This window comes from Paenarthrobacter sp. NPDC091711 (assembly GCF_044756605.1).
Taxonomy (GTDB): domain Bacteria; phylum Actinomycetota; class Actinomycetes; order Actinomycetales; family Micrococcaceae; genus Arthrobacter.
Genome location: NZ_JBIVTF010000004.1, coordinates 390,887 through 402,603, shown reverse-complemented (window position 1 = coordinate 402,603; position 11,717 = coordinate 390,887). Strand labels below are relative to the sequence as shown.

11 protein-coding genes are annotated in these 11,717 nt (G+C 62.8%); 6 read left to right on the top strand and 5 right to left on the bottom strand.

Going from position 1 to position 11,717, the window contains the following annotated elements; translation table 11 throughout:
- The 6 genes from ACIQH5_RS09730 to ACIQH5_RS09705 all read left to right on the top strand — a co-directional run.
- The coding region (locus tag ACIQH5_RS09730) for a transketolase-like TK C-terminal-containing protein (RefSeq protein WP_400402480.1) at positions 1-1,368 on the top strand (1,368 nt) is incomplete at its 5' end.
- Positions 1,369-1,563: 195 nt separating this feature from the next.
- A complete protein-coding gene (locus ACIQH5_RS09725) occupies positions 1,564-2,808 on the top strand; it encodes a PucR family transcriptional regulator (RefSeq protein ID WP_400402478.1) in 1,245 nt (414 codons plus the stop codon).
- Positions 2,809-2,896: 88 nt separating this feature from the next.
- On the top strand, positions 2,897-3,826 hold the full coding sequence (locus ACIQH5_RS09720) for an ACP S-malonyltransferase (RefSeq protein ID WP_400402476.1): 930 nt from the start codon (positions 2,897-2,899) through the stop codon (positions 3,824-3,826).
- A complete protein-coding gene (locus tag ACIQH5_RS09715) occupies positions 3,823-4,884 on the top strand; it encodes a beta-ketoacyl-ACP synthase III (RefSeq protein ID WP_024817140.1) in 1,062 nt (353 codons plus the stop codon). The genes ACIQH5_RS09720 and ACIQH5_RS09715 overlap by 4 nt, the downstream gene beginning before the upstream one ends.
- 116 nt (positions 4,885-5,000) lie before the next feature.
- Entirely contained in the window at positions 5,001-5,246 is a 246-nt protein-coding gene (locus ACIQH5_RS09710) for an acyl carrier protein (RefSeq protein WP_011692310.1), read from the top strand.
- Between the two features lie 132 nt (positions 5,247-5,378).
- Positions 5,379-6,614 carry a beta-ketoacyl synthase gene (locus tag ACIQH5_RS09705; RefSeq protein WP_062069116.1) on the top strand — a complete coding sequence of 412 codons (1,236 nt, stop codon included), beginning with the start codon at positions 5,379-5,381 and terminating at the stop codon, positions 6,612-6,614.
- A 136-nt stretch (positions 6,615-6,750) separates the two neighbouring features.
- Here the strand turns inward: ACIQH5_RS09705 and ACIQH5_RS09700 are convergent, their stop codons facing one another.
- The 5 genes from ACIQH5_RS09700 to ACIQH5_RS09680 form a co-directional block, all read right to left on the bottom strand.
- The gene (locus ACIQH5_RS09700; RefSeq protein WP_018776197.1) at positions 6,751-7,254 is read right to left on the bottom strand and encodes a DUF3145 domain-containing protein; all 504 of its coding nucleotides are present in this window, start codon (positions 7,252-7,254) and stop codon (positions 6,751-6,753) included.
- 272 nt (positions 7,255-7,526) lie between these two features.
- Positions 7,527-8,462 (bottom strand): tyrosine recombinase XerC, encoded by a 936-nt coding sequence (locus tag ACIQH5_RS09695; RefSeq protein ID WP_400402474.1) that lies wholly within the window; start codon positions 8,460-8,462, stop codon positions 7,527-7,529.
- A gap of 52 nt (positions 8,463-8,514) precedes the next feature.
- Positions 8,515-9,747, bottom strand: coding sequence for a DNA-processing protein DprA (gene dprA, locus ACIQH5_RS09690; protein ID WP_400402472.1), 1,233 nt, complete (start codon positions 9,745-9,747; stop codon positions 8,515-8,517).
- Positions 9,748-9,769: 22 nt separating this feature from the next.
- Positions 9,770-11,311 (bottom strand): YifB family Mg chelatase-like AAA ATPase, encoded by a 1,542-nt coding sequence (locus ACIQH5_RS09685; protein WP_400402470.1) that lies wholly within the window; start codon positions 11,309-11,311, stop codon positions 9,770-9,772.
- The gene (locus ACIQH5_RS09680; RefSeq protein WP_400402509.1) at positions 11,311-11,676 is read right to left on the bottom strand and encodes a YraN family protein; all 366 of its coding nucleotides are present in this window, start codon (positions 11,674-11,676) and stop codon (positions 11,311-11,313) included. Before ACIQH5_RS09680 ends, ACIQH5_RS09685 begins: the two co-directional genes overlap by 1 nt.
- Between the last annotated feature and the right edge of the window lie 41 nt (positions 11,677-11,717).

Genomic DNA, 11,717 nt, shown 5'->3' with positions numbered 1-11,717 from the left:
CGGGCAGAACTGGGCGGGTTCGTCCCCGAACGCCGCCGCACCCACACCCCCGTGACCCTCCCGGACGCCAAATCCTACGAAGTCGCCAAACGCGGATCCGGGAAACAACAAGCCGCCACCACCATGGCCTTCGTGAGGCTCCTCAAAGACCTCATGCGGGATAAAAACTTCGGTGCCCGGTTCGTGCCCGTGGTCCCGGACGAATCCCGGACCTTCGGGATGGACGCGTTCTTCCCGACCGCGAAAATCTACAACCCCAAAGGCCAGAACTACCTCTCCGTGGACCGCGACCTCGTCCTGGCCTACAAAGAATCACCCGCCGGCCAACTCATCCACCCCGGCATCAACGAAGCCGGCGCCGTCGCAGCGTTCACCGCCGCCGGGACCGCCTACGCCACCCACGGCGAACCCCTCATCCCGATCTACGTCTTCTACTCCATGTTCGGCTTCCAACGCACCGGAGACTCCTTCTGGGCAGCAGCGGACCAAATGACCCGCGGCTTCATCATCGGCGCCACCGCAGGACGGACCACCCTCACCGGCGAAGGACTCCAACACGCCGACGGGCACTCCCCCATCCTGGCCTCCACCAACCCCGCCGTCCGCACCTACGACCCCGCCTACGGCTACGAAATCGGCCACATCATCCGCCACGGCCTCGAACAAATGTACGGACCAGACGCTGACGCGCAAGGAACCGGAACCGCGTCAGATAAAAACGTGATGTACTACCTCACCGTCTACAACGAACCCATCACCCAACCCGCGGAACCGGAAAACCTCGACATCAACGGGCTCCTCAAAGGCATCTACAAACTCGCAGACGCCCCCGCAAGCACCACTGGGAACGGAAACCGGCCCACCGCGAACATCCTCGCCTCCGGCGTGTCCGTGCCCTGGGCCCTCGAAGCCGCCCGGATCCTGGCCGAAGACTGGAACGTTGCCGCTGAAGTCTTCTCAGTGACCTCCTGGAACGAACTCCGCCGCGACGGACTCGCCGCCGAAGAACACGCCTTCCTCAACCCCGGCCAACCCGCCCGCACCCCGTTCATCACCGAACAACTCAAAGACACCACCGGACCAGTCATCGCCGTGTCCGACTACATGAAAGCCGTCCCCGACCAAATCCGCCAATTCATCCCCAACGACTTCGCCTCCCTCGGAGCAGACGGCTTCGGCTTCTCCGACACCCGCCAAGCCGCACGCCGCTACTTCAAAAACGACACCCACTCCATCGTCGCCAAAACCCTCCAACTCCTCGCCGCCAAGGGAGAAGTTGAAGCAGGTGCGCTGGAAAAGGCGATCGAAAAGTACAGACTCCTGGATGTGAACGCCGGCACCACCGGCGGAGCAGGCGGCGACGCCTAACTGTTTGTCGGGTAACTCCAGCAAACAACAGCAACGCGAGCACTAACCGCGACGGCGGCTTTCACCACAAGGTGAGGGTCGCCGTCGGGCTTTAACCGGGTTCGGGGATCCCTGCCAAGGACGTGACCAGCAACAACACGAGTTGTAGCCTTCTCACAAATGGAGCTTGCCCGGGATGGGCCGTATGCTCGTTCCATGGCAGAGCCGAGCAAAACCACCACCAAGCGCAAGGCAGCGCCCCAGGCATTGTCACCCGAAAAGGCCGAAACCCTGCGGCAACTCCGCGCCAACGTGGGCCAGTTGTCCACCAGCACCATGCGGCAATTGGAGAAATCACTGCCGTGGTACGGCCGTCTGAGCTCCGATGAACGCTCGGCATTGGGCCTGGTTGCCCAAAACGGTATTGCCGCCTTTGTGACATGGTACGAGCGGCCCAGTTCGCCCTCATGGATTCTTACCGACGTGTTCGGCAACGCCCCTACGGAGTTGACGCGCTCCATCAGCCTGCAAAAGGCCCTGCAACTGATCCGGATAGTGGTTGAAGTCGTCGAGGACCAGGTTCCTGTCATTGCGCCGGAATCAGACCAGCCTTCGCTCCGTGAAGCAGTGCTGCGTTACTCGCGGGAAGTGGCTTTCGCGGCTGCCGATGTCTATGCACGGGCTGCGGAATCCCGCGGTTCCTGGGATACACGCCTCGAGGCGTTGATTGTTGACGCAATTTTGCGGGGTGAAAACACGGATGCCTTGCGCTCCAGGATCGCAGCCCTCGGTTGGAAAGCGCAGGAGCGATTCACCGTAATGGTGGGCAATTCGCCCTCGGAACCGAGCGCCAGTTACGTCAGCGAACTGCGCCGGACCGCCGGACGTTTTGCGGAGGACGCCTTGGTGGGCATTCAGGGCGATCGCCTGATTCTGATCCTCGGTGGCGTCAACGACCGCGATTCCGCCTACGTCAAACTCAGTGAGCTCTTTGCCCCCGGGGCCGTGGTGTACGGCCCGGAAGCAAGCTCTTTGTTGGAGGCGAGCAGTTCCGCGCAGGCTGCGTTCGCTGGGCTCACAGCAGCCCGGGCATGGCCTTCCGCACCCCGACCCGTAGCTGCCGACGACCTACTCCCGGAGCGTGTTGTTTCCGGTGACGACGCGGCCCGCAGATCACTGATCAAAAACATTTACAGGCCCCTGCTGGCGGCCTCGAATGGGCTCGTTGAGACCCTGGGGACATACTTGGAGCTCGGCCACTCGCTGGAGGCTACGGCGCGCGAATTGTTCGTCCATGCCAACACTGTGCGCTACCGTTTGAAGCGTGTCTGCGACGTGACAGGCTGGGATCCGCTCCTCCCTCGGGAGGCGTTTGTGCTGCAAACGGCGTTGGTGGTGGGCCGCCTTTCAGCCCAACCGAAAGCCGCTCCCGAACGTCACACGTCACGTTCGCAGAACTGAACCGTTGTAGACTTCCTACAAACTGACCCAGTGAGCTTGGTGTACCAAAACACCAGTGGATCACGCGGCAATTTGGAAAGCTGGATACGTGCTTGCAATCGTCTGCCCTGGACAGGGCTCCCAGACCCCCGGATTTTTGGCCCCTTGGCTGGAACTCCCCTCCGTCGAAGGCCAATTGGCCGCACTAAGCGAAATCGCAGGCATTGACCTCAAGGCCCACGGAACCACTTCCGATGAGGAGACCATCAAGGACACTGCCGTGGCGCAGCCCCTGATCGTCGCTGCCGGCCTGGTTGCTGCCAAGTCCTTGTTCGATGTGGAACTCAGCACCCTTCCCGTCATCCTCGCCGGGCATTCCGTTGGCGAAATCACGGCTTCAGCCCTCGCCGGTGTCCTCACCGAGCCGGAGGCCATGGCTTTCGTTCGGGAGCGCGCCAACAGCATGGCCGCAGCAGCCGCCGTAACGCCCACGGGCATGAGCGCAGTTGTGGGCGGAGACCCCGCCGAGGTCCTGGCAGCCATTGAGGCCGCGGGCGCTACTCCAGCCAACGTCAACGGGGCCGGACAAACAGTAGCCGCGGGAACGTTCGAACAGCTCAAGGCTTTGGCGGACAACCCACCGGCGAAGGCACGCGTCATCCCCCTGAAGGTCGCCGGCGCCTTCCACACTTCGCACATGGCACCAGCAGTCAGCGCCCTCGAAGCTCTCAAGCCGTCCTTGTCGCCGCAGAACCCGGCTGTTCCGCTGTTGTCCAACTTCGACGGCAAGGAAGTGACCGCAGGTACTGCCGCGGTGGAAAGCCTGATCGCGCAAGTCTCACGGCCCGTCCGTTGGGATCTGTGCATGAAAACGCTGGTTGAGCGCGGCGTCACCGGCGTCATTGAACTGGCACCCGCCGGCACACTCGCAGGGCTCGCAAAACGCGGCATGCCAGGCGTCAGGACTGTTGCCGTCAAAACCCCGGATGACCTGTCCGCGGCACTCGCGCTCTTCGCAGAACTGGAGGGACAGGCATGAGCACTCCCGTGTTGAACAAGGCTGTTGTCAACGAGAATGCCCGCATCCTGGGCATCGGTGCCTACCGCCCGGACGTCATTGTCACCAACGACGACGTCTGCCAGTGGATCGACTCCTCGGACGAATGGATCCGCCAGCGCACCGGGATCATCACCCGCCACCGCGCTGCTGCTGACGTCAGCGTCATCGACATGGCAGAAGGTGCTGCACGCGAAGCTCTCAAGCAAGCCGGGATCGAGGCCTCCCAACTGGGCGCCGTGATCGTGTCCACCGTGACGCACCCGTACGCGACGCCGTCGGCTGCTGCTGCACTCACTGACCGTTTGGGCGCGACGCCGGCACCCGCCTTCGACATCTCGGCCGCCTGTGCAGGGTACTGCTACGGCGTGGCACAGGCTGACGCCCTGGTCCGTTCAGGTGCAGCCCAGTACGTCCTGGTAGTCGGTGCGGAGAAGCTCTCCGACGTCATCGACAACCACGAGCGCACCATCTCCTTCCTGCTCGGCGATGGCGCAGGTGCCGTTGTGGTTGGCCCGTCCGACACTCCCGGCATCGGCCCTTCGGTCTGGGGCTCGGATGGCAGCAAGTGGGACGCCATCGGCATGACCCACTCCCTCGAGGACGTCAAGAAGCTGGGCGAATCCGCGCGGCACTCCGACGAAATCGACGATCCCGCCATTCTTTCGGCAACCCAGGATGTTTGGCCCACGCTTCGGCAAGACGGTCAGACAGTGTTCCGTTGGGCCGTCTGGGAAATGGCCAAGGTAGCCCAGCAGGCCCTGGATGCCGCGGGCATCGAAGCCAGCGACCTCGCTGCCTTCGTTCCCCACCAGGCAAACATGCGCATCATCGACGAGATGGTCAAGAAGCTCAAGCTTCCCGAATCTGTTGTCATCGGCCGCGACATCGCCCAGGCAGGAAACACGTCCGCGGCATCCATCCCGTTGGCAACACACCGCTTGCTTCAGGAGAACCCTGAGCTCAGCGGCGGCCTGGCTCTGCAGATCGGGTTCGGCGCCGGACTGGTCTTCGGTGCCCAGGTAGTGGTTCTGCCGTAGACCGGGCCTCTCCCGGCTACCAACAACCAACTGAATACGACTTACAAACCCAAGCCGCAACCCGCGGTTTGCCCCCTTTCCGGCAGTAGCCGGTCCAACAAGAAAAGGAGCCAACAATGGCTAGCAACGAAGAGATCCTGGCCGGCCTGGCTGAAATCGTCAACGAAGAAACCGGCCTCGCCACCGAAGCTGTGGAGCTGGACAAGTCCTTCACCGAGGACCTGGACATCGACTCCATCTCCATGATGACCATCGTCGTCAACGCTGAAGAGAAGTTCGGCGTACGCATCCCGGACGAAGAGGTCAAGAACCTCAAGACCGTCGGCGACGCCGTCAGCTTCATCGCCAACGCACAGGCTTAGTCCTGACACCAGCTGTGCCGGGCCGGGATTCTTATCCTTGCGCCCGGCACAGCCGCAGTAACACCCATAGATTTTCTTGCCTCCCCCTGTGAACCGCGCATGCGGGACGGCTATCCGACAGAGAGTGATCGCATGGCACGCAAAGTAGTCATAACCGGTCTGGGGGCCACCACTCCCATCGGCGGCGACGTACCCACAATGTGGCAGAACGCGCTGAAAGGGGTCTCCGGTGCCCGCACGCTCGGCGATGAGTGGGTGGCCAAGTACGACCTCCCCGTCCACTTTGCTGCCCGGGCCTCGACGCCGGCACTTGAGGTCCTGAGCCGCGTAGAGGCGAAGCGCATGGACCCCTCCACGCAGTTTGGCGTCATCGCAGCCCGCGAGGCCTGGTCTGACTCGGGGATTGAAGAGATTGACCACGACCGGCTCGCCGTAGCGTTTGCCACCGGCATCGGTGGCGTCTGGACACTCCTTGATGCGTGGGACACGCTCAGGGACAAGGGTCCCCGCAGGGTCCTGCCCATGACCGTTCCGATGCTCATGCCCAACGGTGTGGCAGCGGCGGTCAGCCTCGACCTCGGTGCCCGTGCAGGGGCACACACGCCTGTTTCGGCGTGCGCGTCCGGCACCGAAGCCCTGCACTTGGGCTTGGACCTGATCCGTTCCGGCAAGGCAGACGTTGTGGTGTGCGGTGGTGCTGAAGCCGCCATCCACCCGATGCCCTTGGCCGCGTTCTCCTCCATGCAGGCGTTGTCCCGTCGAAACGACGAGCCGGAGCGGGCCTCCCGCCCGTACGACATCGACCGTGACGGCTTTGTCATGGGCGAAGGCGCCGGCGCCCTGGTCCTCGAGGCCGAGGAACACGCGATCGCACGAGGCGCGCGCATTTACGCCGAACTCGCCGGAACATCCGTGACGGCTGACGCTTACCACATCACAGCACCGGACCCCGAGGGCCTTGGAGCCACCCGCGCCCTCAAGGCGGCAATGTTCGATGGCCGAATCCAGGCGGAGGACGTGGTGCACGTCAATGCGCACGCCACCTCGACCCCAGTTGGAGACAAGCCCGAGTACACGGCCTTGCGCGCCGCCCTGGGGACCCACGTGGACAACGTGGCGGTATCCGCCACGAAGTCGCAGATGGGCCACCTCCTGGGCGCTTCAGGGGCTGTTGAAGCTGTGCTGACCGTGCTGGCCGTCTACGAACGCAAAGCGCCGGTCACCATCAACCTCGAGAACCAGGATCCGGAGATCCCCCTCGACGTGGTGACCTCCGTTCGCGATCTTCCCGCGGGAGACATCGTGGCACTGAGCAACTCGTTCGGCTTTGGCGGCCACAACGCTGTCATCGCAGTCCGTAACGTCTGAGCCGGACTCCTGCCGCCAACCATGGAGGCACACGAGTTCAGACAAAGAGAAGGGCCCCACCAGCAGGTGGGGCCCTTCTCTTTGCTATGGGGAGACGCTGAGTCAGTACTGACGAGCAATACTGCTGACGGGGGCGCTAACCAACTTGGTGCAACCAGCGCACCGGAGCACCTTCAGCTGCATGGCGGAAGGGCTCGAGTTCCTCGTCCCACGCTTCACCCAACGCCAATGAAAGCTCATGGTAAACAGCTGAGGGGTCTCCCGCACCGGACTCGTAGGCGTAGCGGATGCGATCCTCGGTCACCATGATGTTGCCGTGCACATCAGTGACGGCGTGGAAAATGCCCAACTCGGGGGTGTGTGACCACCGCGCACCATCCACCCCTTGGCTGGGTTCTTCGGTCACCTCGTAGCGCAAATGAGCCCAGCCCCTGAGAGCGGACGCCAATTGGGCCCCCGTGCCGGGAGCGCCGGTCCACGACAACTCCGCCCGGAACATTCCCGGCGCGGCAGGTTGAGGGGTCCACTCAAGATCGGTTCGCTTATCCACGACCGATCCAATGGCCCACTCAACGTGCGGGCAAAGTGCCGTTGGGGCCGAGTGCACGAACAAGACACCGCGGGTTGTTGCAACAGACATTCCATCCTCCATAGCTGTAGGTACGTCTTCCCCAACGACCTCTGCCTGGATGGTGCTTCTGCTGCCGGGTACCGCGGAACTCAGCGGCCCTTTCAGGCTATTTAGTTGTGTGAACACTACTGCGTTTTGTGGATACTACTTAGTTCTGCGGGCATTACAACCGATACTGACACAGTTCTAACCCTCAACCGTGAATTGAAGGTTTCCCCCGTGGTGCTTTCATTTTGCCGTACCCTGCCCGTTTCCGCCAGTATGGCATGTGCCGGGCACCCTCAGGCCCTTGGGTGCGCTTGCTGGTAGCTCTTGCGGAGGCGGTCCACCGAGACGTGGGTGTATATCTGCGTGGTTGCCAGGCTGCTGTGACCGAGAATTTCCTGTACAGCGCGCAAGTCCGCTCCCCCGTCCAACAGGTGGGTGGCCGCGCTGTGCCTGAGCGCGTGCGGCCCTGTGGCAGATGTATCGCCCAACGCTTGCAAGAGTTCGCTGACCACAGCCCGGACCTGGCGCGGATCAACCCGGTTGCCGCGCACTCCCAGGAACAGGGCCGGCCCACTCGTGGCCGTCACCACTGCCGGCCTCCCCCGCCTGAGCCAATCATCCACGGCCACAGCTGCCGGAACACCGAATGGAACAGTGCGCTCCTTGTTGCCCTTACCCAACACGCGGAGTGTGCGTCGATCCGGGTCGAGGTCATCGATGTCCAGCCCCGCCAGTTCACCGACGCGGACTCCGGTTGCATACAAAAGCTCCACCATTGCCCGGTTGCGCAAGGCCATGGGACCACCGTCAGCTGCCGCATTGTTCAGATCATCCACCATTCGGGAGACCTGCTGCTGCTGAAGGACCCCCGGCAGGGACTTGTCCCGCTTGGGTGCCCGCAAACGGACTGCGGGGTCCGTCCCGATGAGTTCTTCCCGGAGCGCCCATCCCGTGAAGGACCTTGCCGTTGCGGCCCGGCGCGCCAGCGTGGCCCGCGCCATACCCGACTCGCTTTGCGCTCCAAGCCAGCGCCGTAAGGTGCCCAGCTCCAGGTCACCAAGTTCCTGAACGCCTTCCAATGCGGCAAAGCCGAGGAGACTCTCAACATCGGCAAGGTAGGCACGAACGGTGTGCGCCGATCTGGCACGTTCGCCCTCCAAGTAGCGCCGAAAGCCGTCGACCGCATTTTGAAGGGGAGCTGGCAATGATTGACCGTTCACCCTTCCCACTGTGCCAGCCCTCGTTGCAAACAAGGAGCATCAACATGCTTCCTTTGCGGGGCTAGGACGTTTTGGCCCGTTTCCACGCACCCCGTTCGGAGCTGGCCAAACCCATCAGGCCCAGCCGGCCGAGGCCCGCGCGCACAGCATCCGTGCTCAGTCCAGCCACCACTGTCAGCTTCTCCACCGAGCTGGTGGATCGAAGCGGCAATGCATCCAGAAGAATGAGATCTTCCAAGGAAAGTCCGTCGTGCACGGCGGCACCGGCGTCCCTATCCTCACTGATGCTTTCACCTATGGCGCCGGCCAGCTCGGCTATCTCACCGACATCTGTGACACAGACCGCTCCCCCGTCACGGAGGAGGCGGTGGCATCCTGCTGAGTTGGCACTGTGAATGGATCCAGGGACAGCGGCAACTACCCTTCCGATGGTTTCAGCATGATGGGCCGTGTTGAGGGCTCCCGATCTCCATCGCGCCTCCACAACCACGGTTACTGATGCCAAGGCTGCGATGATCCGGTTCCGTTGAAGGAACCTGTACCTGGTGGGAGCGGACCCGGGTGGGACCTCTGACAGGACAGCCCCCTGAGTGGATACTGCCCGAAGGAGGTCACCGTTACCCGATGGGTAGAAACGATCCACACCTCCAGCCATGACGGCGATGGTGGGCATACTGGCTACTCCGCCGCTCAATGCCCCGCGGTGGGCATGGGCGTCAATGCCGTACGCCCCGCCGGAGACCACGGTAAATCCGCGTTGCGCCAAACCGTAGGCTAAGTCGCCTGTGACGGAGGCTCCGTAGCTGGTGCTGTCCCTTGATCCAACCAAGGCGACGGTGTGCTCGACGGACGGCAGGGGCTGTTCCCGTCCCCGCCACCACAGGCAAAGAGGTTCCTGGAGTCCCAAGCCTTCCAATTGTTCGGGCCACAGCTCATCGCCTGGGATGATCAACCGCCCTCCCAGCCTGTTCATGGTTTCCAGGTCCCGGTCCGGCGCGAGATCAGCAATTCGGGGTGCCCATCGTCGAAGGCTCGCCGGTAGCCCTGCCCATGACGAAGGTCCCCCTCCTTCCATCAACAGCTCTGAGATCTCCCGCTCGAGGTTTGGCCCTGCACGCAGTTCACCGGTTGCGACACCCAGAGCATCTATTGCACCTGCTGCCCGCACCAGTGCCAGGCCTACAGAGTCCTGGGGCTCCATGAGCCTGGCCAATGCCGCCCTGGCAATTCGTTCTCTCTCTTGCTTCCCTGCACCAGTCATGGCTGTGAATCCTTTCGCGTCTCTCTTACTCATGTGCCAGTCGCAGCTTGATGACTCATGTAGCAGTCGCAGCTTGGCGCAGGCCCAAAGCCTGACCAATGTGGTCGATGTCCGGCGCATCCCTGTGCCCCAGATCTGCCAGCGTCCATGCCAGCCGAAGGACGCGATCGTAGCCGCGTGCAGTGAGGGTGCCTCGCTCGAGTGCAGTGTCCAGAATCCGGGTGGTCCCTGGGGCCAGCCGCAGCTCACCCCGAAGGGTGCGCCCCGGCACCTGCGAATTGGTCTCCAGCCCCATCTCCACCAGACGCTCAAGTTGCCTCTCCCTGGCCGCCAACACCCGTGCAGCGACAGCGCGTGTGTCTTCTTCCTTGCCGGCATGGCCAAAGTCAGCCAAAGACACCCGCTCAACCTGCAACTGAATATCCACACGATCCAACAGAGGCCCCGAGATGCGACCAAAATATCTACGGCGCATCATGGCAGTGCATGTACAGTCCATGCCCTTCCCGGACGCTTTGCCGCACGGACATGGATTCGCGGCAAGTACGAGCTGAAACCGGGCGGGGTATGCAGCCGTCCCCGCCGAACGGTGGATGACCAGCTCCCCGCTCTCCAGAGGCTGCCTGAGGGCATCCAGGACCCGGCGCTCATATTCCGGAGCCTCGTCAAGGAACAAAACGCCTCGATGTGCACGCGACGCAGCCCCGGGTCTGGGAAGTCCCGAACCTCCACCAATGATGGCGGCAGAGGTGGCGCTGTGGTGGGGATTTTCAAAGGGAGGCCTGCGGATGAGCCTCACAGCTGTTGACTGGACAGCGGCCAGCGAGTGGATGGCCGTCACCTCCATGGCCGCTGTGTCGGCCAAGTCCGGGAGCAGGCCCGGCAAGCGCTCTGCCAACATCGTTTTTCCTGCCCCAGGCGGCCCTGTCAGCAACATGTGGTGGCCGCCGGCAGCGGCTACCTCCAAGGCGCGGCGTGCCTCGCCTTGGCCCGACACGTCACAGAGATCCGGCATCAACGGCCCGTTATCCGCGTCATCCTCAGGAACATCGACGTCCACAGGGTTGTAGTCGAGGGCGAGGTCTTTGGGGTCCGCGCCGAAGTCAAAAGCAAGCCGGGCAAGGGTCTTGTAGCCGCGAACCTTCGCTCCCGGGACCAGCGACGCTTCCTCAGCGTTGGCGTCAGCCACCACGACGTCCGGGTAACCCGCCTGAACAGCCGCCATGACAGCAGGGAGGATGCCACGTACCGGCCTCAATCGTCCATCAAGTCCGAGCTCCGCAATAAACACGGTTCCGCCAATTTCGCGGATGTCGTCGGCAGCACGGAGCACCGCCATGGTGATGGCGAGATCAAATCCGGAGCCCCGCTTAGGCAGGGATGCTGGGATGAGGTTAGCCGTGATCTTGCGCCTGCTCAGGGGAATACCCGAGTTTTGGGCGGCCGAACGAATGCGCTCCTTAGCCTCATTCAGAGCGGCATCGGGTAAACCCAGGATGACGAAGTTCGGGAGCGTCTGGCCAATGTCAGCCTCCACCTCCACGATGTAACCGTTAAGCCCCACCAGGGCAACGCAGTAGCTGCGCCCAACCCCCATCAGCCGACACCGCGCAAATGCTCAAGTTTCGGCTCACCGACGCCGCTGTCAATCACGGAAACAACATCGATCCGCGTGCGCAGAGCAGCAAGATCATGCTCGCGGCACCACGACGACGAGAGACGATGAAGACGCGCGAGCTTGGCGGCACCCACCGCCTCAAAAGGATGACCGTAGTCCAGGCTCTTCCGGGTCTTTACTTCGGCAACAACCAGGATGTCGCCCTCGATCGCCACGATGTCGATCTCACCGTCCGGGCACCGCCAATTGCGATCGACGATCCGCATTCCCTGGTTCTCCAGAAAATCGGCCGCCAGTGCTTCACCGTTGCGGCCAAGCAGGTCTTTTGCTCTCATGACCACCACCTCCAAGCACCAGTTTTCAGGCTGGCCGGGAGCGGCGGCAG